Origin of the sequence: Streptomyces sp. NPDC057682 (assembly GCF_042799575.1) — a bacterium.
Lineage (GTDB): Bacteria > Actinomycetota > Actinomycetes > Streptomycetales > Streptomycetaceae > Streptomyces.
Map to the genome: position 1 here is coordinate 300,018 of NZ_JBHVIN010000001.1, position 21,240 is coordinate 321,257.

Here is a 21,240-nt window from a genome sequence, read left to right on the forward strand (position 1 = left end):
GCGCTGACTTCTGAAGATTAGCGCACGTCGGGGCCAGTCCCAAAATCGATACCCGCGGGGCTACTCGTCCTCGGCCAGCGTGAGCTCGACGCCGCCCACGAAGCCGGCGGACAGGTTGTAGATGAACGCGCCCAGGGTCGCCAGCGCGGTGGCCAGGACCACGTCGATCACCGCGATGACCGAGGTGAAGATGAGCACGCGGGGCAGCGACAGGAAGGCCTGGAGGTCGAAGCCGTTGCCCTCGTTGGAGCCGGTGGCCTCGCTGATCGTGCCGCCGACGGTCGAGAAGACGCCCATGGCGTCCATGACCATCCACAGCACCGCCGAGGCGACCACCGTGCAGATGCCCAGCGCGATGGAGAGCAGGAAGCTCACCTTCATCACGGACCACGGATCCGCCTTGGCGACCCTCAGACGCGCCTTACGCGTCCGCGGCGTGGTCCGCGCCCCCGTACGGGGCCTGCGGGCGCCCTGGGCCGCGGACGGCGGGGCGCCCTGCTGGCCGCCGCGGGGGCGGCCGCCGTGCGTCCCGCCCTGCGGAGGTGAGGGATAGGCCTGCGGCGGGTGGTACGGGCCCGCCGGGGCCGGTGCGGGCTCCCGCTCACCGGGCAGCGGCCCGGTCGCGTAGCCCTCGTACTGGGGCTGAGGGCCCCGGGTGTCCGTCACAGTGCCCCCTTGGGAGTCCGTGGCAGGGCCACGGGCACCGGTCCCGCCAGATCCTGAAGCGGCCGAACCGGCGCCCGTGGCTCCACTCACGCTCTACTCCTCGTGCTCCCCGGTCGAGGACGTGGTGTCCTCGACGCTGCCGTCGACCGTGCTCTCGGCGGTCGCCTCGGCCCCGGTCGTCTCGCCTTCGGCGTCGTCGGGACCGTCGACCTCGTCGGCCTCGCTGCCCGCCTCGGCGTTGCGCGCGATGCCGACCACGGCGTCGCGCTTGCCCAGATTGATCAGTTGGACGCCCATGGTGTCACGGCCCGTCTCCCTGACTTCATTGACTCGCGTACGAATCACACCACCGCCGAGCGTGATGGCGAGAATCTCGTCCGTCTCCTCGACCACCAGCGCACCGACCAGCGAGCCCCGGTCCTCCACGATCTTGGCGGCCTTGATGCCCAGACCGCCGCGGCCCTGGACGCGGTACTCGTCGACGGGGGTCCGCTTCGCGTACCCGCCGTCAGTGGCAGTGAACACGAAAGTACCGGGCCTGACGACATTCATCGAGAGCAGTTCGTCTCCCTCGCGGAAACTCATGCCCTTGACGCCCGAGGTGGCACGGCCCATCGGGCGCAGCGCGTCGTCCGTCGCGGTGAACCTGATCGACTGGGCCTTCTTGCTGATGAGGAGCAGATCGTCCTCGGCCGAGACCAGCTCGGCGCCGATCAGCTCGTCGTCCGATCCGTCCCCGGTCTCGCGCAGGTTGATCGCGATGACACCGCCGGAACGGGGCGAGTCGTAGTCCTTCAGCGCGGTCTTCTTCACCAGGCCGCCCTTGGTGGCCAGGATCAGGTACGGCGCCGCCTCGTAGTCGCGGATCGCCAGGATCTGCGCGATCTGCTCGTCGGGCTGGAAGGCCAGCAGGTTCGCCACGTGCTGGCCGCGCGCGTCCCGGCCGGCGTCGGGCAGCTCGTACGCCTTGGCCCGGTAGACCCGGCCCTTGTTGGTGAAGAACAGCAGCCAGTGGTGGGTCGTGGACACGAAGAAGTGGTCGACGATGTCGTCTTCCTTGAGCTTCGTGCCGCGGACGCCCTTGCCGCCGCGCTTCTGCGAGCGGTAGTCGTCCGTCTTGGTCCGCTTCACATAGCCGCCGCGGGTGATCGTGACGACGATGTCCTCCTCGGCGATCAGGTCCTCGATGGACATGTCGCCGTCGAAGGGCACCAGCTTGGAGCGCCGGTCGTCGCCGAACTTGTCGACGATCGCCGCCAGCTCCTCGCTGACGATCTGCCGCTGCCGCGCGGGCGAGGCCAGGATCTCGTTGTACTCGTTGATCTTCGCCTGGAGCTCGTCGTGCTCGGCGGTGATCTTCTGGTGCTCCAGCGCGGCCAGCCGGCGCAGCTGCATCTCCAGGATCGCGTTCGCCTGGATGTCGTCGATCTCCAGCAGGCCCATCAGGCCCTCACGGGCGATCTCGACGGTCTGGCTGCGCCGGATGAGGGCGATGACCTCGTCGATGGCGTCCAGGGCCTTCAGCAGGCCGCGCAGGATGTGCGCGCGCTCCTCGGCCTTGCGCAGCCGGAAGCGGGTGCGCCGGACGATGACCTCGATCTGGTGCGTCACCCAGTGGCGGATGAACGCGTCGATCGACAGCGTGCGCGGCACGCCGTCCACCAGCGCCAGCATGTTGGCGCCGAAGTTCGACTGGAGGTCGGTGTGCTTGTACAGGTTGTTCAGGACGACCTTGGCGACCGCGTCGCGCTTGAGGACGACGACGAGGCGCTGGCCGGTGCGCGAGGAGGTCTCGTCGCGGACGTCCGCGATCCCGCCGACCTTGCCGTCCTTCACCAGGTCGGCGATCTTCTGCGCGAGGTTGTCGGGGTTGGTCTGGTACGGAAGCTCCGTCACCACCAGGCACTGGCGGTTCTGGATCTCCTCGACGGCCACGACCGCGCGCATCGTGATCGAGCCGCGGCCCGTGCGGTACGCCTCCTCGATGCCCTTGCGGCCCACGACGAGCGCACCGGTCGGGAAGTCCGGGCCCTTGATCCGCTCGATCAGGGCCTCCAGCAACTCCTCCTGCGAGGCTTCCGGGTGCTCCAGATACCACTGCGCGCCGGAGGCGACCTCGCGGAGGTTGTGCGGCGGGATGTTCGTCGCCATACCGACCGCGATGCCCGCCGAACCGTTGACCAGCAGGTTCGGGAACCGGGCCGGCAGAACCGTCGGCTCCTGGTTGCGGCCGTCGTAGTTGTCCTGGAAGTCGACGGTCTCCTCGTCGATGTCCCGGACCATCTCCATGGACAGCGGCATCATCTTGCACTCGGTGTACCGCATGGCGGCGGCCGGGTCGTTGCCCGGGGAACCGAAGTTGCCGTTGGAGTCCACCAGCGGCATCCGCATCGACCACGGCTGCGCCAGGCGGACCAGGGCGTCGTAGATCGAGGAGTCGCCGTGCGGGTGGTACGTACCCATGACGTCGCCGACGACGCGGGCGCACTTGTAGAAGCCCTTCTCGGGGCGGTAGCCGCCGTCGTACATCGCGTACAGCACGCGGCGGTGGACGGGCTTGAGGCCGTCCCGCACGTCGGGCAGGGCACGCGAGACGATGACGGACATCGCGTAGTCGAGGTAGGAGCGCTGCATCTCCGTCTCGAGCCCGACGGGCTCGACGCGCATGCCCACGCCCTCGACGGGCGGAACCTCTTCGGGCGTCACGGGGACAGGGGTGTTCTCGTCGGCCATTGCTGGTCAAAATCCTTTCGCGCTGCGGCTGCGGCTTGCTTGTACGGCCGACTCAGATGTCGAGGAAGCGGACGTCCTTGGCGTTGCGCTGGATGAACGAGCGCCGCGCCTCGACGTCCTCGCCCATCAGCACCGAGAACAGGTCGTCGGCCTGCGCCGCGTCGTCGAGCGTGACCTGGCCGAGCACCCGGTGGTCGACGTCCATCGTGGTGACGCGCAGCTCCTCGGCGTTCATCTCGCCGAGGCCCTTGAAGCGCTGGATCGAGTCTTCCTTGATCCGCTTGCCGTTCTGCTTGCCGAGCTCGACCAGGGCGTCGCGCTCGCGGTCCGAGTACGCGTACTCGAAGTCGTCCCGGCCCCACTTGATCTTGTAGAGCGGCGGGCGCGACAGGTACACATGGCCGGCCTCGACCAGCGGCCGCATGAAGCGGAAGAGGAAGGTCAGCAGCAGGGTGTTGATGTGCTGGCCGTCGACATCGGCGTCCGCCATCAGGATGATCTTGTGATAGCGGAGCTTCTCGATGTCGAAGTCCTCGTGGACCCCGGTGCCGAAGGCCGAGATCAGGGCCTGGACCTCGGTGTTCTGGAGGATCTTGTCGACCCGGGCCTTCTCGACGTTCAGGATCTTGCCGCGGATCGGCAGGATCGCCTGGTACATCGGGTTGCGGCCGGACTTCGCCGAACCGCCGGCGGAGTCACCCTCGACGATGAAGATCTCGCACTTGGTGGGGTCGTTCGACTGGCAGTCGCTGAGCTTGCCGGGCAGCGACGCGCTCTCCAGCAGGCCCTTGCGCCGGGTCAGGTCACGCGCCTTGCGGGCCGCCACACGGGCGGTCGAGGCGGCGATGCCCTTGCGGATGATGTCGGCGGCCTCGTTCGGGTTCCGGTCGAACCAGTCCGTCAGCTGCTCGTGGACGACCTTCTGCACGAAGGTCTTGGCCTCCGTGTTGCCCAGCTTGGTCTTCGTCTGGCCCTCGAACTGGGGCTCGCCCAGCTTCACCGAGATGATCGCCGTCAGACCCTCGCGGACGTCCTCGCCGGTGAGGTTGTCGTCCTTCTCGCGGAGCAGCTTCTTGTCGCGCGCGTACCGGTTGACCAGCGAGGTCAGCGCGGCCCGGAAGCCCTCCTCGTGCGTACCGCCCTCGTGCGTGTGGATCGCGTTGGCGAAGGAGTAGACCCCCTCGGTGTACTGCGTGTTCCACTGCATGGCGATCTCGACCGAGAGCAGCCGCTCCTTGTCCTCGGCCTCGATGTCGATCACCGACTGGTGAATGACGTCGCCCTTGCGGGAGTTGAGGTACTTGACGAAGTCGACGATGCCGTTCTCGTAGTGGTACGTGACCGAGCGGGCCGTCTCCTCCTCGGGGACGTCCGCCGCCTCGGCGCTGTCGGCACCGGCGGTCGCCTTCGCCGACTCGCGCTCGTCGGTCAGCTTCAGGGTGAGGCCCTTGTTGAGGAAGGCCATCTCCTGGAAGCGCCGCGAGAGCGTCTCGAAGGAGTACTCGGTCGTCTCGAAGATGTCGCCGTCGGCCCAGAACGTGACGCTCGTGCCGGTCTCGTCGGTCTCCTCGTTACGGGCCAGCGGGGCCGTCGGGACGCCGAACTTGTAGTCCTGGGTCCAGCGGTAGCCGTCCGTCTTGACCTCGACGGAGACCCGCGTGGACAGGGCGTTCACGACGGAGACACCCACGCCGTGCAGACCACCGGAGACGGCGTAGCCGCCGCCGCCGAACTTTCCGCCCGCGTGCAGGACGGTGAGCACGACCTCGACGGCCGGCTTGCCCTCGGACGGCACGATGCCGACCGGGATGCCTCGGCCGTTGTCGACCACACGCACCCCGCCGTCGGCGAGGATCGTCACGTCGATGGTGTCCGCGTGCCCGGCCATGGCCTCGTCGACCGAGTTGTCGACGACCTCCTGCACGAGGTGGTGGAGACCGCGCTCACCGGTCGAGCCGATGTACATGCCAGGTCGCTTGCGTACCGCGTCCAGGCCCTCCAGGACGGTGATCGCGCTGGCGTCGTAGGACGCCTTCACCTCACCGGGGGCGGGAGCGCCGTCGCTCTCACCGGGGGTGGACGGGATGTTCTCGTTGGGGTTGCCGGAATCGGCCACGAAGCGCCCTTTCTGGCACAGCACAGGCCGTTCTCCGGGCAGGCGGGAGCGGCTGCGTCGTTCGGCTTGTATCGACGATTCCCGCGAGTACGCGGGATTGTCCCCCAGTCTACCGGTAGCGGCGACCCGAATGGGGGTTTGCAGGCACCTGAGTACGCATGTGCCGCCCTGAATACGCGGCTGACGACTCCCCATATCCGGGGAGGGGCCTCAAGAGGCTCACACGGGCATTGAGCGCTTCGGCCTGTCAGCCTCCCGCTACGGTGAGGGACTCCCCCGTTCCGCCGTACAGGGGCAACCACCGCACACCCCCGCAACAGCGCCACCGGAGGCATCACCGACAACGGGGGCACCACGCACCGCACGGCCCCCGGGCATCACCGCCACATCAGGGCCAGGGCACCACGAAGTGCCTGGTCAGACCAGGTCAGCCATAGGTGTCACCGGGGCCGGTGCTCCCCGGCGCGCGCAGCGGTCCGAAGCGGCGCTGCGGGCTTCCCGGCCCCAGCACCTTGATCATCCGCACGGTCCCGTGGCCCAGATCCGCGTTCAGCCGGGCCACCAGCTGGGGCGCCAGCAGCCGCAGCTGCGTGGCCCATGCCGTGGAGTCGCACTGCACGGTCAGCACCCGCACATCGGGGTCCTCGTCGTAGCGCAGCGGCACACAGTGATTGGCCAGATCGTCACCCACGATCTGCGGCCAGCGGCCCATCACCCCGCCCACCGCGGCCGGTGTCTCCCAGCCGCGCTCGGTGATCAGCCGGTTGATCGCGGCACCCAGCGGCAGCGGGTCCCGTCCGTCGGCCCGCGCCCCGGACCGCAGCCCGCCGCCCCGGCGGGCCTGCTTGCGCTGCTGCGCGGCCGCCCCGCGCGCCTTCGCCTGCTCCTTGGCGGCCCGCAGCGCCACCCGCGCCAGGTCCACCCCGGAGGGCTCCGGCTGCTTCGCCGGCTCCTTGTCCGCGTCGCCGCTCACAGCCGGGCCACCTCGCCCGCCGAGACGGCGTACCGCGTGCCGGTGAGCACCCCGGGGACGTCGTCGTCGACCGCGGCCGTCACCAGCACCTGCTCGCCGGGGGCCACCAGCTCGGCCAGCCGCTCCCGGCGCCGGGCGTCCAGCTCGGCGAAGACGTCGTCCAGCACGAGCACCGGTTCGTTGCCCTCGGAGCGCAGCAGATCGTACGAGGCCAGCCGCAGCGCCAGCGCGTACGACCAGGACTCCCCATGGCTCGCGTACCCCTTGGCGGGCATCCCGCGCAGTCCCAGCACCAGATCGTCGCGGTGCGGACCGACGAGGGTCACCCCCCGCTCGATCTCCTGCTTGCGGACCTCGGCGAGGGCGGCGATCAGCTGCGCGTACAGCTCCTCGCGGGTGCGCGCGGGCGCCACGTCCGGGCCGACCGAGCTGCGGTACTCCAGGGAGACCGGGCCGCCGCCCGGCGCCACGTCTCCGTACGCCTTGTCGGCCAGCGGCTGGAGCGTGGTGATCAGATCGAGCCGCTGGGCCAGCAGCTCCGCGCCCACCCGGCCCAGATGCTGGTCCCAGACGTCCAGGGTCGACAGGTCCATGGACCGTCCGCCGTGCCGGCGGGCCATCGCCGCGGACTTCAGCAGGGTGTTGCGCTGCTTGAGCACCCGCTCGTAGTCCGACCGCACCCCGGCCATGCGCGGCGACCGCGCCGTGACCAGCTCGTCGAGGAACCTGCGGCGCTCGCCCGGATCGCCCTTGATCAACGCCAGATCCTCCGGCGCGAAGAGCACGGTCCGTACGATCCCCAGCACATCACGCGGTCTGACCTGCGACGATCTATTGATCCGGGCACGGTTCGCCTTGCCCGGATTCAGCTCCAGCTCGACCAGCTGGGAACGCTCGCCCTGGGTGACGGCCGCCCGGATCACGGCCCGCTCCGCACCCATGCGCACCAGGGGGGCGTCGGAGGAGACCCGGTGGCTGCCGAGCGTGGCGAGATAGCCGACGGCCTCGACGAGATTGGTCTTGCCCTGTCCGTTGGCCCCCACGAACGCGGTGACGCCCGGGTCCAGTGGCACCTCGACCCGGGCGTACGAGCGGAAGTCGGCCAGCGACAGATGCGTGACGTGCATGGTGTGCGCCGACCCTTCCGGCTTCCTGCTCCGCGGGGCGGGTCCGTGCGGCCCGCCCCGGGGGCGTTACTTCTTGTTCTCGACCGCGTGACCGCCGAACTGGTTGCGCAGCGCGGCGATCATCTTCATCTGCGGGGAGTCGTCCTGGCGCGAGGCGAACCGCGCGAAGAGCGAGGCGGTGATCGCGGGCAGCGGGACCGCGTTGTCGATGGCGGCCTCGACCGTCCAGCGGCCCTCGCCGGAGTCCGCCGCGTAGCCCCGGAGCTTGTCCAGGTGCTCGTCGTCGTCCAGTGCGTTGACCGCGAGGTCGAGCAGCCAGGAGCGGATGACCGTGCCCTCCTGCCAGGAACGGAAGACCTCGCGCACATCGGTGACGGAGTCGACCTTCTCCAGCAGCTCCCAGCCCTCGGCGTAGGCCTGCATCATGGCGTACTCGATGCCGTTGTGGACCATCTTCGCGAAGTGGCCGGCGCCGACCTTGCCCGCGTGGACGGAGCCGAAGTCGCCCTCGGGCTTCAGGGCGTCGAAGACCGGCTGGACCTTCGCGACGTGCTCGGCGTCGCCGCCGTACATCAGCGCGTAGCCGTTCTCCAGGCCCCAGACACCGCCGGAGACACCGCAGTCGACGAAGCCGATGCCCTTGATGCCCAGCTCGACCGCGTGCTTCTCGTCGTCGGTCCAGCGGGAGTTCCCGCCGTCGACGACGATGTCGCCGGGCGAGAGGAGTTCGGCCAGCTCGTCGATCGTCGACTGGGTCGCGGCACCGGCCGGAACCATGACCCAGACGACCCGGGGGCCCTTCAGCTTGCCCACAAGCTCTTCGAGGCTGTGGACATCGGCGAGGTCCGGGTTGCGGTCGTATCCGATGACGGTGTGGCCTGCGCGGCGGATGCGCTCGCGCATGTTGCCGCCCATCTTGCCGAGACCGACGAGACCGAGCTCCATCAGAGATTCCTTAAGCGTTGTGCCGATTCGTACCCAGGTCCGAGCCTACGCCCGGCAGGGGACAGGACGCCGGGGCATGCTCGGCGCTGAACATGCCCGTCGGGTCCTGCCGCGGCTCCCTGTCCGGCGGCAGGACCGGGGCCGGGTCAGCCGGAGAGGCGGACCGGCATGATCAGGTACTTGTACGCGTCGTCCGCCTCGGCGTCCACGGCCGGCCGGCCGCTGAGCAGCGCGGGCTTGGTCGAGGTCGTGAAGGAGAGCTGGGCGACCGGCGAGTCGATGGCGCTCAGGCCGTCGAGCAGGAAGGTCGGGTTGAAGGCGATCGAGATGTCGTCGCCCTCCAGGACGGCGTCGACCCGCTCCACAGCCTGTGCGTCGTCGCTGGAACCGGCCTCCAGGATCAGCACGCCCTGCTCGAAGCTGAGCCGCACCGGGGTGTTGCGCTCGGCCACCAGGGCCACACGCTTCACGGCCTCCACGAAGGGGGCGGTCTCGATGACCGCGACCGAGTTGAACTCGGTGGGGAACAGCGTCCGGTACTTGGGCAGGTCGCCCTCCAGCAGCCGGGTCGTGGTCCGGCGGCCGGCGCCCTCGAAGCCGATGAGGCCCTCACCGGCACCGGAGCCCGACAGCGCGAGCGTCACGGTGTCACCGCTGGTCAGCGCCTTGGCGGTGTCCAGGAGCGTCTTGGCGGGGACCAGGGCGACGGCGGAGGCGTCGGCGTCCTCCGGCTTCCAGAGGAACTCGCGGACCGCGAAGCGGTAGCGGTCGGTGGAGGCCAGGGTGACGGTGTCGCCCTCGATCTCGATGCGCACACCGGTGAGGACGGGCAGCGTGTCGTCGCGGCCGGCGGCGATGGCGACCTGCGCGGCGGCGGAGGCGAAGACCTCACCGGGCACGGTGCCGGTGGCGGTCGGCATCTGCGGCAGCGCCGGGTACTCCTCCACAGGGAGGGTGTGGAGGGTGAAGCGGGAGGAGCCGCAGACCACGGTCGCCCGTACACCGTCTGTGGAAATCTCCACCGGGCGGTTGGGGAGCGCGCGGCAGATGTCGGCGAGCAGGCGGCCGGAGACGAGCACCGTGCCGTCCTCCTCCACCTCCGCGTCCACCGAGACCCGGGCCGAGACCTCGTAGTCGAAGCTGGAGAAGCTGAGGGCGCCGTCCTCCGCCTTCAGCAGAAGGCCCGCGAGAACGGGCGCCGGCGGACGGGCCGGAAGGCTGCGGGCCACCCAGGCCACCGCCTCCGCGAGTACATCGCGCTCCACCCGGATCTTCACCGGAACCGCCTCCTGCTGTTGCTCGCTCGCCCTGCCGGCCTTCGTCGTCTGATCGGGTCGCTCCGCCGAGACCGGGGGAGGACGCCGGGGACCAGTCTGACGTACGGCACCGACACTCGGTGCTGCTCGGGGTCAAGTCGCGACAAGAGGTCCGGAGCGCTCCGGCGCCGAGTTGTGCACAGGCCCCACTTCGAAGCGGATTCCTGGCTAACTCTAGTTGGCAGTAGTAGTAGGGCCTGTGGAAACCGTGGATAACCCCGTTTGTGCAGGTCAGGCGCTGTTTTTTGTCCACCGGCCCTGTGGGCGGCAGCAGTGGAAAACCGGGGGTCTCTGTGGACATCGGGAAGTTGTGCACACCCCGTACACAGGACAGGGGGGTTTCTCCCCAGGCCTGTCCCCAGCTTTACCCCGTTTCCCCACAGCCCAACCAAGCGTCTTGGTGTGACGCCTTTCACTCGGGGCGGTGAAGGGCGGTGTCGCGTTGCCGAACAGTGGACAGCGGTGTGGAGAAGCCCGCCCTCGCTGGGGAAAACGGCCGCTGTCCTGTGGGCCGCCGGTGGACAACTTTGCACACAGCCTGTGGAAGAAAATCTTGTCCACAACCTGTGGATCACCGTTGACCACAAATCCCCAGGCGGCTGAGCTGGCCTGATGGAGTATCGGTTGGCGTGCCTGTGGAAGCAGTATGGACAACTTTCTGATCCCCAGGCTGTGGAGGGAAGATTCTCCCCAGATCTGTGGAGAACAGCGCCTCCGGAGCAGGTAATCGAACAGCGCGGACGGCCCGGAGCCGTGCACAGGGCGGCTCCGAAGGGCTTCCCGCCGTCTCGCGGGGGTCTGTCGACGTCTCCCAGGGGTCGTCCAGGGGGCTCGTACGCCGCTGCGCACACAGAGAAAAGGGCGCGTCCGGGACTCCGAGAGAGTCCGTGACGCGCCCTTCGGGCGGGTGCCTACGAGCCGGCCGCGAGCGGCTCAGCCGTTCTTGATGCGGTTGGTCAGCTCGGTGACCTGGTTGTAGATGGAGCGCCGCTCGGCCATCAGCGCGCGGATCTTGCGGTCGGCGTGCATCACCGTCGTATGGTCCCGCCCGCCGAACTGGGCGCCGATCTTGGGCAGCGAGAGGTCCGTCAGCTCGCGGCACAGATACATCGCGATCTGGCGCGCCGTCACCAGCACCCGGCTGCGCGAGGATCCGCAGAGGTCCTCCACCGTCAGCCCGAAGTAGTCCGCGGTCGCCGCCATGATGGCCGTCGCCGTGATCTCCGGCGCGGTGTCCTCGCCGCCGGGGATCAGGTCCTTCAGCACGATCTCGGTCAGCCCGAGGTCCACCGGCTGCCGGTTCAGGCTGGCGAAGGCCGTCACCCGGATCAGCGCGCCCTCCAGCTCACGGATGTTGCGGGAGATACGGGAGGCGATGAACTCCAGGACCTCCGGCGGGGCGTTGAGCTGCTCCTGCACCGCCTTCTTGCGCAGGATCGCGATGCGCGTCTCCAGCTCCGGCGGCTGGACGTCGGTGGTCAGACCCCACTCGAAACGATTCCGCAGCCGGTCCTCCAGCGTCACCAACTGCTTGGGCGGACGGTCCGAGGACAGCACGATCTGCTTGTTGGCGTTGTGGAGCGTATTGAAGGTGTGGAAGAACTCCTCCTGCGTCGACTCCTTGCTCGCCAGGAACTGGATGTCGTCGACCAGCAGGATGTCCACGTCGCGGTAGCGCTTGCGGAAGGTGTCGCCCTTGCCGTCGCGGATCGAGTTGATGAACTCGTTGGTGAACTCCTCGGAGCTCACGTACCGCACCCGGGTGCCCGGGTAGAGGCTCCGCGCGTAGTGCCCGATCGCGTGCAGCAGATGGGTCTTGCCGAGGCCCGACTCCCCGTAGATGAAGAGGGGGTTGTACGCCTTCGCGGGCGCCTCGGCGACCGCGACCGCGGCGGCGTGCGCGAAGCGGTTGGACGCCCCGATCACGAAGGTGTCGAAGAGGTACTTCGGATTGAGCCGGGCGTGCGGTTCGCCGGGGCCGGGGGCAGGGGCGGGCTGCGCGCCCATCGGGCCGGTGCCGCCGCCGGGACGCCCGGTTCCGGCGCCCGTGCGGTGCTGGGGCTCGGGCAGCTCGTGGTGCTCGGGGCGCGGGGGCTCGTACCCCTGGCGCTCGGGCGGCTGCGGACGGTAGTCGTGCTGCGGCTGCTGCTGGGGGCGGCCGCCGTAGGGCTCGCGCCACTGCTCGGCGGCCGGCTCGCGGTCCTGGAAACCGCCGAGCCGGGGCTGCTGCCAGGACAGGTCCTCCTGGGTGCGCGGCCAGGCGCCGGGCTCGGGACGCTGCTGCTGGTAGTCCGGATAGGCCGGGCGGGCCGTCGGCATGCCGTCGTCCGAGGGACGGTGACCGTATCCCTCGTAGCCGTCGCCGGGCCGGCCCTCGTCGTGCTGCGGGCCCGGGTAGCGGTGGGACGGCGGCTGCGGCGTCTGGTGCATCGGGGGCGCGGGAGGCGTCGGCGGTTCGTTCGCCGAGTCGTCGACCGTGATCGCGATGCGGATCGGCCGACCGCACTCCCGGCTCAGCGTCTCGCTGATGAGCGGGGCGAGCCGGCCCTCCAGGACGCGCTTGCCCCACTCGTTGGGGACGGCGAGCAGCGCCGTGTCCGCGACCAGGGCCAGCGGCTGGCAGCGCTCGATCCACTGCTTGTCCTTCGGCTCGATGCCCTGCTGGCCCTCCCCGAGGAGTTGTTCCAGCACGCGTGGCCACACTGCGGCAAGATCGGCAGGTACGTCAGCCACAGGGCACGCTCTCTCGCTGGTCCCACGAATGTGTGGTTCTCGGGACGGGATGGGTCGGGATGGGTGAGGACCGGCAGGCGGGAAGAAAAAGAACCGGGGTTCAGCCACGGTAGTCAGGGCGACCCACGTCGTTCAAGTCGTTGTCCACAGGCTGTGCACAATGGGGGGCCGCCCGGGGTCGGTTTGACCGGATGGCGTAGCCGCGCGTACCGTGACCAGGTCGAGTTGTCGATGGCTGCTGCCGCCTGCCTCCGATGGGCAAAGATCACGATCTGTGATTGTGAAGCGGTGCACTAGGGCGTTTACGCGAGTCTCTCGTGGGCGCACGGTGACAGCCAGGCGATGTCCCGCCAACCCCGAGTCTTTTCTGGAGCCCCCGAGTGAGCAAGCGCACCTTCCAGCCGAACAACCGTCGTCGCGCGAAGACCCACGGCTTCCGGCTGCGTATGCGTACCCGTGCCGGCCGCGCGATCCTCGCGTCCCGCCGCAGCAAGGGCCGCGCCAGCCTGTCCGCCTGATCGCGTACAGGTCGTCATGACGTGCTGCCTACCGAGAATCGGCTGAGGCGGCGCGAGGACTTCGCGACCGCGGTTCGACGAGGACGCAGGGCCGGCCGCCCGCTTCTCGTCGTCCATCTACGCAGCGGTGCAACGGACCCGCACGCGACTGGGGAGACTGCTCCCCCGCCGCGTGCGGGTTTCGTTGTCAGCAAAGCCGTGGGTGGTGCGGTCGTCCGCACAGCGGTGAAGCGCAGGCTTCGCCATCTGGTCCGCGAACGGCTTGCCGAGCTGCCCCCCGGTAGCCTGGTTGTCGTACGCGCGTTGCCCGGTTCGGGTGACGCCGACCATGAACAGCTGGCCCGAGACCTGGACGCCGCTCTGCAGCGGCTGCTGGGAGGGGGCGTGCGATGAAGTACCCGCTGCTGGCTCTCATCAAGATCTACCAGTGGACCATCAGCCCGCTTCTCGGTCCTGTCTGCCGTTACTACCCGTCGTGTTCCCACTACGGATATACGGCGATCGACCGGCACGGAGCCATCAAGGGAACGGCGCTGACGGCCTGGCGCATCCTTCGGTGCAATCCGTGGTCACCCGGCGGCGTGGATTACGTTCCACCACGCAAACGTCCGCGTTGGCACGAACTGCTGCGCAGTGCCTTGCGCGGCAGCAAGGGCGGGGACTCCGCCGCTGATGTGCCTCCCGGGACGTCGGACACCGACCTCCCGAGCCCGGCCGCAGAGACTTCGCCCAATGCTCAAGGAGCCTGATTAGTGGACACGATTGCCAGTCTGTTCAGCTTCATCACCTGGCCCGTTTCCTGGGTCATCGTCCAGTTCCACAAGTTGTACGGGGCGATCTTCGGCCCTGACACGGGATGGGCCTGGGGTCTTTCCATCGTGTCCCTCGTGGTGCTGATCCGTATCTGTCTGATCCCGCTGTTCGTCAAGCAGATCAAGTCGACGCGGAACATGCAGCTGCTCCAGCCGAAGATGAAGGCGATCCAGGAGCGCTACAAGAGCGACAAGCAGCGTCAGTCCGAAGAGATGATGAAGCTGTACAAGGAGACGGGCACCAACCCGCTCTCCTCGTGCCTTCCCATCCTGGCGCAGTCGCCGTTCTTCTTCGCCCTGTACCACGTGCTCTCGGCGATCGCCTCGGGCAAGACCATCGGCGTCATCGACCAGCCGCTGCTCGACAGCGCCCGTCAGGCCCATATCTTCGGTGCGCCGCTGGCCGCCAAGTTCATGGACAGCGCGGAGAAGGTCGAGGCCCTGGGCGCCTCGCTGACCGATGTCCGCATCGTCACCGCGGTCATGATCGTCATGATGTCGGCCTCGCAGTTCTTCACTCAGCGCCAGCTGATGACGAAGAACGTCGACCTGACCGTCAAGACGCCGTACATGCAGCAGCAGAAGATGCTCATGTACATCTTCCCGGTGATCTTCGCCGTCATGGGTATCAACTTCCCGGTCGGTGTCCTCGTCTACTGGCTGACCACCAACGTCTGGACCATGGGTCAGCAGATGTACGTGATCAACCAGAACCCGACCCCGGGCAGCAAGGCGCAGGAGCAGTACCTCAACCGCCTGCTCAAGAGCGTCACGGCGCACGGCGAGGTCCGGGGCCGGACCCGGCGCAACACCGTCAAGCGGGTCGTGGCCAAGGGTCCGGACCGCAACGACATCGAGCGGAAGTTCGTGGTCGGTCTGGGCAAGCTCGGCCTGGCCCCGCAGGAGGACGGCACGGTCGTGAAGAGCGACACCGCCGCCGCCGAGGCCGAGGGCGGGGCCGCACAGCGGCGCCAGCAGCCCAAGCGGCAGTCCAAGGCGCAGCGCCAGACCACCGGTACGCACCAGGGTGGGGCCAAGTCCACGGAGTCCGGTGATTCCGAGGGCAAGACCTCGCTGCAGAAGAGCGAACCGAAGGACGAGACGTCCAAGCCGGCGGGCAGGGCCTCGTCCGGCTCCTCACGCCAAGCCAAGTCCGGACAGCGCAAGGGCCAGCAGCGGCCCAAGCACCCGTCCAAGAAGTAAGAAGGAGTCCATCCGTGACGGAAGGCACCACCTCCACGGCCGCTGAGGGCAGCGACACCCTGACCCGCCTTGAGCAGGAAGGGGAGATCGCGGCGGACTATCTCGAGGGTCTGCTCGACATCGCCGATCTGGACGGCGACATCGACATGGACGTCGAGGCGGACCGGGCAGCGGTTTCGATCATCAGTGATTCGGCACGTGAACTGCAGAAGCTCGTGGGCCGCGACGGTGAGGTGCTGGAGGCGCTCCAGGAGCTGACGCGGCTGGCCGTGCACCGGGAGACCGGTGACCGCAGCCGTCTGATGCTGGACATCGCCGGTTTCCGCGCCAAGAAGCGTACGGAGCTGGCTCAGCTGGGCGCCAAGGCCGCGGAAGAGGTCAAGAGCACCGGCGAGCCGGTGAAGCTGGACCCGATGACGCCGTTCGAGCGCAAGGTCGTGCACGACGCGGTCGCGGCCGCCGGTCTGCGCAGTGAATCGGAGGGCGAGGAGCCGCAGCGCTTCGTCGTCGTCCTTCCGGCCTGACCGGATCCTCTCCTGTCGGCCCCGTCTGTTCGCAGACGGGGCCGATCTTTGTCAGCCTGATAGTCAGCCACCCACGGTGCGGTAGTGCGTATGGAAGGACGGTCCCCGTGACGGAGGAAGTAGCGCTTCCCCAGGCGCCCGACTCGGCCAGGGAGGTGTTCGGTGAGTGCTTTCCCGAGGCCGTCCGGTACGCGGAACTGCTGGCCGACGCGGGGGTCAAACGTGGGCTGATCGGCCCTCGTGAGGTGCCGCGTCTGTGGGAGCGGCACCTTCTGAACTGTGCGGTGCTCTCCGAGGTCGTTCCCGAGGGTGTCACGGTCTGCGATGTGGGTTCCGGTGCCGGCCTCCCGGGCATTCCGCTGGCCCTGGTCCGCCCGGACCTCAAGATCACGTTGCTGGAGCCCTTGCTGCGCCGGACGAACTTCCTTCAGGAGGCCGTCGAGCTGCTGGGGCTTGACCATGTGACGGTCGTCCGCGGCCGGGCCGAGGAGGTGCTGGGGACGCTTCAGCCGGTGCATGTGGTGACGGCGCGCGCGGTGGCGCCGCTGGACCGTCTGGCGGGCTGGGGCGTTCCTCTGCTCCGGCCGTACGGCGAGATGCTGGCGCTCAAGGGCGATACCGCCGAGGAGGAGATCAACGGCGCGCGTGCGGCTCTCGGCAAGCTCGGTGTCGTGGACACCGAGGTGCTGCATGTGGGTGAGGGGATCGTCGACCCGATGTCCACGGTGGTGCGTGTGGTGGTCGGTGAGAGTCCTGGTGGTGTGAGGTTCGCCGCAAAGCGGGCCAAGGCCGCGCGGACCAGCCGGACGAGGCGTCGCCGCTGAGCGAAGCGGTGACACCGCGCATCCGGTCGTTACGCACCGTTTGATCCATGTCATGGTGGTTCGTCGTTCGACGAGGTGTACGTGCCACGCGCGGAGTGTCGTGCCCCTGTAGCTACGCTGCAGGGGCATCGTGTTTCACGTGAAACGTCGCTCACTGCTGCAGGGAATCATCGGCCGTGGTCGTGCGGCCTCCGCTCCTCGTCATCGCGGGCCCGTTAGGGCTACGGAGTTGTCCACAGAAGAGGATTCCTCCACAGAAGAGCGGGCCTCGCTGGTTCACGACGCCGAAACCATGGCAGGCTCTGCTCATTGCGAGCCTGAAGTCGAGGAGAGTGAATCCTTGCGGTCCGACGCCAACATCGCGGGACCGATGACCGATCCGGTCCCCGGTCCCCGAACCGAATCGGCGGGGGACGGTGTTTCACGTGAAACACCGCCGCCGATGGATGACACACCCATCGGTCGTGCGGCCCAGCTGGCGGTGGAGGCCCTCGGCCGTGCCGGCGAGGGGCTGCCCCGGCCTGACCGGACACGGGTCATGGTGGTGGCCAACCAGAAGGGCGGGGTGGGTAAGACCACCTCGACGGTCAACCTGGCCGCGTCCCTGGCCCTGCACGGTGCCCGCGTTCTGGTGGTCGACCTCGACCCGCAGGGGAACGCCTCCACTGCTCTGGGGATCGACCACCATGCCGAAGTCCCCTCGATCTATGACGTCCTGGTGGAGAGCAAGCCGCTCTCCGACGTGGTGCAGCCCGTACCGGACGTCGAAGGCCTCTTCTGCGCCCCCGCCACCATCGATCTCGCCGGTGCGGAGATCGAGCTGGTGTCGCTGGTGGCGCGGGAGAGTCGACTGCAGCGGGCCATTCAGGCGTACGAGCAGCCGCTCGACTACATCCTGATCGACTGCCCGCCCTCGCTCGGCCTGCTCACGGTCAACGCCCTGGTGGCCGGTGCCGAGGTGCTGATCCCGATCCAGTGCGAGTACTACGCACTGGAGGGGCTGGGACAGCTGCTGCGGAACGTCGATCTGGTGCGGGGCCATCTGAACCCCGATCTCCATGTGTCGACGATCCTGCTCACCATGTACGACGGCCGGACCCGGCTGGCGTCGCAGGTCGCGGAGGAGGTGCGCAGCCACTTCGGCAAGGAGGTGCTGCGCACCAGCATTCCTCGCTCGGTACGCATCTCCGAGGCGCCGAGCTACGGGCAGACCGTGCTGACCTATGACCCCGGTTCGAGCGGGTCGTTGTCGTACCTCGAAGCGGCGCGCGAGATCGCGCTGCGCGGGGTCGGGGTCCAGTACGAGCCCCAGCACGCCCGCACGGGCGGTCGGAACAGTCAGCAGAGCAATGCGGAGGGGATCCAGTGAGCGAGCGTCGTAGAGGCTTGGGGCGAGGGCTCGGTGCCCTGATCCCCGCCGCTCCGCAGGAGAAGCAGGCGCCGTCCGCCGGGATGGGGACTCCCTCTCCGGGGAGCCCGGTCCTGACCTCGGACCGCGGTGTGGCGGCGGCGAAGGTCGCCACCCTGGGCGGTCCCACGGTGCCCGAGCCGGCCGGCCCGGTGTCCCTGGCGGAGGGCCACGGCGGTGCGGCCGAGGTGGCCGGAGCCTATTTCGCCGAGATTCCCGTCGATGCGATCGCGCCCAACCCGCGCCAGCCGCGGGATGTCTTCGATGACGATGCGCTGGCCGAGCTGGTCACCTCCATCAAGGAGGTCGGACTGCTCCAGCCGGTCGTGGTGCGGCAGGCGGGACCCGGTCGCTTTGAGCTCATCATGGGTGAGCGGCGGTGGCGGGCCTGCCGTGAGGCGGAGCTGCCGAAGATTCCGGCGATCGTCCGTGCCACGGACGACGAGAAGCTGCTCCTGGACGCGCTCCTGGAGAACCTTCACCGGGCTCAGCTCAACCCCTTGGAGGAGGCGGCGGCGTACGACCAACTGCTGAAGGACTTCAAGTGCACCCATGACCAGCTGGCCGACCGGATCGGTCGTTCCCGTCCGCAGGTGTCGAACACCCTGCGTCTGCTGCGGCTGTCGCCGCCGGTCCAGCGGAGGGTCGCCGCCGGTGTGCTCTCGGCGGGGCACGCTCGGGCGCTGCTGTCGGTGGACGACTCCGAGGAGCAGGACAAGCTGGCGCACCGCATCGTGGCCGAGGGGCTTTCGGTGCGGGCGGTGGAGGAGATCGTGACGCTCATGGGCTCCAAGCCCACGAGTACGTCGAAGGCCAAGGGGCCCAGGGCCGGGGCCCGGCTGTCGCCGGCGCTCAATGAACTCGCGTCGAGGCTGTCCGATCGCTTCGAGACCCGGGTGAAGGTCGACCTCGGGCAGAAGAAGGGCAAGATCGTCGTCGAGTTCGCCTCGATGGAGGATCTGGACCGTATCCTCGGCAGCCTTGCTCCGGGGGAGGGCCGCGTCCTCGACCGTGCCCCGTCCGAGGAGCAGGACGAGGACGACGAGAGCTGATTTCTGAGCGGTCCAGGGGCGGGCTGTCCTCCGGTAGGTCACGGAAGACGGCCCGCCCTTTGCTTTCTCACGGTGTCGGCTTGATCGTCCGGTGGATACGATGCGTTCCGGTAGGGCACATCCAGTTGATCCACCTCCGGGCACGGGGCGCGCCGGACATCGCTTCCGAACCGTGGTGGGTGAGGGAAGTGAGGAACAGCCTCCATGGGGCGTCGGCTCGTACCGCTCACGCTGGACAACCTTCCTGATCTCCCCCGGCGTTGCCGCTCCTGTGTGTACTGGGAGCTGGACCCGGTGCGAGGAGAAGCGGCGGTGAAGAGCGGGAGAGCGGAGCTGGAGAAGGAAGCCTGGATCTCCGGCGTGCTGCTGGAGTGGGGTTCCTGCGGGCGGGTCGTCTATGTCGACGATGTTCCGGTCGGCTTCGTGCTCTACGCCCCGCCCGCGTATGTACCCCGGACGACGTCGTTCCCGACGAGCCCGGTTTCCCCCGACGCGGTCCAGTTGATGACGGCCCTGATTCTGCCGGGCTACCAGGGGCAGGGGCTGGGGCGGGTCATGGTGCAGACGGTGGCCAAGGATCTGCTTCGTCGAGGGTTCAAGGCGATCGAGGCCTTCGGTGATGCCCGCTGGAAGGAACCGGCGTGCGTACTGCCGGCCGAGCACCTGCTGGCGGTGGGGTTCAAGACCGTGCGTCCCCATCCGGTGCACCCACGGCTGAGGCTGGAGCTGCGCACCACGCTCTCGTGGAAGGAAGACGTGGAGATGGCTCTCGACCGTCTGCTGGGAGCGGTGCAGAAGGAACCGGCGCTGCGGCCTCTGTGAGGCGGAACGCGGAACGGGCCCGCCCCTGGGAGGGGCGGGCCCGTTTCACGTGAAACATCGGTGCCGCTGTACTACTCGCGGATTCCTCGCGGATTCCGACAGCGCGGAGCGGTTCAGGCAGAGATGAAAGGCTCCAGGTCGCGAAGGATCGCGGCCTTCGGCTTGGCGCCGACGATCGTCTTGGCGACCTCGCCACCCTGGTAGACGTTCAGCGTCGGGATGGACATGACGCCGTACTTGGCAGCGGTGGCCGGGTTCTCGTCGATGTTGAGCTTGACGATCTCGATCTCGCCGTGCTCCGCCGCGATGGCCTCCAGGGAGGGGGCGATCTGACGGCACGGGCCGCACCAGGCAGCCCAGAAGTCGACGAGCACGGGCTTGTCGCTCTTGAGGACGACCTCGTCGAAATTGTCGTCGGTAACGTTCGTCAGGGTGCCGGCCACGGCAACCTCCTTAACTTCGCGGGTGTGGGGTGGGGCGTGGGTCAGACGGTGGCCGCGGCGGCCTTCTCGTCGTCGGCGAGCGCGGCGAGGAAGCGCTCGGCGTCGAGAGCGGCGGAGCAGCCGGTGCCGGCAGCGGTGATGGCCTGCCGGTAGGTGTGGTCGACGACATCGCCGGCGCCGAAGACACCCGTGAGGTTGGTGCGCGTCGAGGGGGCCTCCACCTTGAGGTAGCCCTCTTCGTCGAGGTCGAGCTGGCCCTTGAACAGCTCCGTGCGCGGGTCGTGTCCGACGGCGATGAAGAGGCCGGTCACGGGGAGCTCGGAGGTCTCACCGGTCTTGGTGTTGCGCAGGGTCAGACCGGAGAGCTTCTGCTCGCCGTGGACCCCGGCGACCTCGCTGTCCCAGGCGAACTTGATCTTCGGGTCGGCGAAGGCGCGCTCCTGCATGGCCTTGGAGGCACGCAGGGTGTCACGGCGGTGGACGATGGTGACCGACTTGGCGAAGCGGGAGAGGAACGTGGCCTCTTCCATCGCGGTGTCGCCGCCGCCGACCACGGCGATGTCCTGGTCCTTGAAGAAGAACCCGTCGCAGGTCGCGCACCAGGAGACGCCGCGTCCGGAGAGGGCGTCCTCGTTGGGCAGTCCGAGCTTGCGGTGCTGCGAGCCGGTGGTGACGATGACGGCCTTCGCGCGGTGCACGGTGCCGGCGGTGTCCGTGACGGTCTTGATGTCACCGGTGAGGTCGACGGCGACCACATCGTCGGGGATGAGTTCGGCACCGAAGCGCTCGGCCTGGGCACGCATGTTGTCCATGAGCTCGGGGCCCATGATCCCGTCCTGGAAACCGGGGAAGTTCTCCACGTCGGTGGTGTTCATCAGCGCGCCACCGGCGGTGACAGCGCCCTCGAAGACCAGCGGCTTCAGCGAGGCGCGCGCGGTGTACAGGGCAGCCGTATAGCCCGCCGGGCCGGAGCCGATGATGATCACATTACGCACGTCGCTCACGGGTTTCTTCCTCGTCTCTGC

19 protein-coding genes are annotated in these 21,240 nt (G+C 68.6%); 9 read left to right on the plus strand and 10 right to left on the minus strand.

The annotated features are described in order from the left end of the window. Positions 1-60 precede the first annotated feature (60 nt). From ACFVDM_RS01425 to dnaA, 8 genes are all read right to left on the minus strand, one after another. Complete coding sequence (locus ACFVDM_RS01425) at positions 61-666, minus strand: DUF3566 domain-containing protein (RefSeq protein WP_383631361.1); 606 nt, start codon at positions 664-666, stop codon at positions 61-63. A 93-nt stretch (positions 667-759) separates the two neighbouring features. Then, positions 760-3,399, minus strand: a complete 2,640-nt coding sequence (gene gyrA / locus ACFVDM_RS01430) for a DNA gyrase subunit A (RefSeq protein WP_383631363.1) — start codon at positions 3,397-3,399, stop codon at positions 760-762. Positions 3,400-3,451: 52 nt separating this feature from the next. Beyond that, positions 3,452-5,539 carry a DNA topoisomerase (ATP-hydrolyzing) subunit B gene (gyrB, locus tag ACFVDM_RS01435; protein ID WP_383631366.1) on the minus strand — a complete coding sequence of 696 codons (2,088 nt, stop codon included), beginning with the start codon at positions 5,537-5,539 and terminating at the stop codon, positions 3,452-3,454. Positions 5,540-5,942: 403 nt separating this feature from the next. Beyond that, on the minus strand, positions 5,943-6,488 hold the full coding sequence (locus ACFVDM_RS01440) for a DUF721 domain-containing protein (RefSeq protein ID WP_383631369.1): 546 nt from the start codon (positions 6,486-6,488) through the stop codon (positions 5,943-5,945). Beyond that, a complete protein-coding gene (gene recF / locus ACFVDM_RS01445) occupies positions 6,485-7,615 on the minus strand; it encodes a DNA replication/repair protein RecF (protein WP_383631372.1) in 1,131 nt (376 codons plus the stop codon). Before recF ends, ACFVDM_RS01440 begins: the two co-directional genes overlap by 4 nt. A gap of 66 nt (positions 7,616-7,681) precedes the next feature. Beyond that, the gene (gnd, locus tag ACFVDM_RS01450; protein ID WP_383631375.1) at positions 7,682-8,560 is read right to left on the minus strand and encodes a phosphogluconate dehydrogenase (NAD(+)-dependent, decarboxylating); all 879 of its coding nucleotides are present in this window, start codon (positions 8,558-8,560) and stop codon (positions 7,682-7,684) included. A 146-nt stretch (positions 8,561-8,706) separates the two neighbouring features. Beyond that, positions 8,707-9,837 carry a DNA polymerase III subunit beta gene (dnaN, locus tag ACFVDM_RS01455; RefSeq protein WP_383631378.1) on the minus strand — a complete coding sequence of 377 codons (1,131 nt, stop codon included), beginning with the start codon at positions 9,835-9,837 and terminating at the stop codon, positions 8,707-8,709. A gap of 972 nt (positions 9,838-10,809) precedes the next feature. Beyond that, a complete protein-coding gene (gene dnaA, locus ACFVDM_RS01460; protein ID WP_383631381.1) occupies positions 10,810-12,609 on the minus strand; it encodes a chromosomal replication initiator protein DnaA in 1,800 nt (599 codons plus the stop codon). A gap of 380 nt (positions 12,610-12,989) precedes the next feature. Here dnaA and rpmH point away from each other — a divergent pair, with 380 nt between their 5' ends. The 9 genes from rpmH (at position 12,990) to ACFVDM_RS01505 (ending at position 19,772) form a co-directional block, all read left to right on the plus strand. Then, entirely contained in the window at positions 12,990-13,127 is a 138-nt protein-coding gene (gene rpmH / locus ACFVDM_RS01465) for a 50S ribosomal protein L34 (protein ID WP_006348049.1), read from the plus strand. A 21-nt stretch (positions 13,128-13,148) separates the two neighbouring features. Then, positions 13,149-13,520 (plus strand): ribonuclease P protein component, encoded by a 372-nt coding sequence (gene rnpA, locus ACFVDM_RS01470; RefSeq protein WP_383631384.1) that lies wholly within the window; start codon positions 13,149-13,151, stop codon positions 13,518-13,520. Beyond that, positions 13,517-13,876, plus strand: a complete 360-nt coding sequence (yidD, locus tag ACFVDM_RS01475; RefSeq protein WP_383631387.1) for a membrane protein insertion efficiency factor YidD — start codon at positions 13,517-13,519, stop codon at positions 13,874-13,876. Before rnpA ends, yidD begins: the two co-directional genes overlap by 4 nt. 3 nt (positions 13,877-13,879) lie before the next feature. Next, positions 13,880-15,142: a membrane protein insertase YidC gene (yidC, locus tag ACFVDM_RS01480; RefSeq protein WP_383631390.1), complete on the plus strand. Its 1,263-nt coding sequence runs from the start codon at positions 13,880-13,882 to the stop codon at positions 15,140-15,142. 14 nt (positions 15,143-15,156) lie between these two features. Continuing rightward, entirely contained in the window at positions 15,157-15,666 is a 510-nt protein-coding gene (locus ACFVDM_RS01485; RefSeq protein WP_383631393.1) for a protein jag, read from the plus strand. Between the two features lie 107 nt (positions 15,667-15,773). Then, entirely contained in the window at positions 15,774-16,490 is a 717-nt protein-coding gene (rsmG, locus tag ACFVDM_RS01490; protein ID WP_383631396.1) for a 16S rRNA (guanine(527)-N(7))-methyltransferase RsmG, read from the plus strand. A 292-nt stretch (positions 16,491-16,782) separates the two neighbouring features. Then, positions 16,783-17,859, plus strand: coding sequence for a ParA family protein (locus ACFVDM_RS01495; protein ID WP_383632130.1), 1,077 nt, complete (start codon positions 16,783-16,785; stop codon positions 17,857-17,859). Further along, positions 17,856-18,950 (plus strand): ParB/RepB/Spo0J family partition protein, encoded by a 1,095-nt coding sequence (locus ACFVDM_RS01500; RefSeq protein ID WP_383631400.1) that lies wholly within the window; start codon positions 17,856-17,858, stop codon positions 18,948-18,950. The genes ACFVDM_RS01495 and ACFVDM_RS01500 overlap by 4 nt, the downstream gene beginning before the upstream one ends. Before the next feature lie 204 nt (positions 18,951-19,154). Continuing rightward, positions 19,155-19,772, plus strand: coding sequence for a GNAT family N-acetyltransferase (locus ACFVDM_RS01505; protein WP_383631403.1), 618 nt, complete (start codon positions 19,155-19,157; stop codon positions 19,770-19,772). A gap of 113 nt (positions 19,773-19,885) precedes the next feature. Here ACFVDM_RS01505 and trxA read toward each other — a convergent pair whose 3' ends face one another. Together trxA and trxB are read right to left on the minus strand one after the other, a co-directional pair. Then, complete coding sequence (gene trxA, locus ACFVDM_RS01510; RefSeq protein WP_383631406.1) at positions 19,886-20,215, minus strand: thioredoxin; 330 nt, start codon at positions 20,213-20,215, stop codon at positions 19,886-19,888. A gap of 41 nt (positions 20,216-20,256) precedes the next feature. Continuing rightward, a complete protein-coding gene (gene trxB, locus ACFVDM_RS01515) occupies positions 20,257-21,219 on the minus strand; it encodes a thioredoxin-disulfide reductase (protein WP_383631409.1) in 963 nt (320 codons plus the stop codon). Positions 21,220-21,240 lie beyond the last annotated feature (21 nt).

Excerpts from the sequence above, each read along its gene's own strand:
- ACFVDM_RS01495 (WP_383632130.1), top strand. The coding sequence starts at position 16,783 with ATGGCAGGCTCTGCTCATTGCGAGCCTGAAGTCGAGGAGAGTGAATCC.
- yidD (WP_383631387.1), top strand. The coding sequence starts at position 13,517 with ATGAAGTACCCGCTGCTGGCTCTCATCAAGATCTACCAGTGGACCATC.
- ACFVDM_RS01505 (WP_383631403.1), top strand. The coding sequence starts at position 19,155 with ATGGGGCGTCGGCTCGTACCGCTCACGCTGGACAACCTTCCTGATCTC.
- gnd (WP_383631375.1), bottom strand. The coding sequence starts at position 8,560 with ATGGAGCTCGGTCTCGTCGGTCTCGGCAAGATGGGCGGCAACATGCGC.
- recF (WP_383631372.1), bottom strand. The coding sequence starts at position 7,615 with ATGCACGTCACGCATCTGTCGCTGGCCGACTTCCGCTCGTACGCCCGG.
- gyrA (WP_383631363.1), bottom strand. The coding sequence starts at position 3,399 with ATGGCCGACGAGAACACCCCTGTCCCCGTGACGCCCGAAGAGGTTCCG.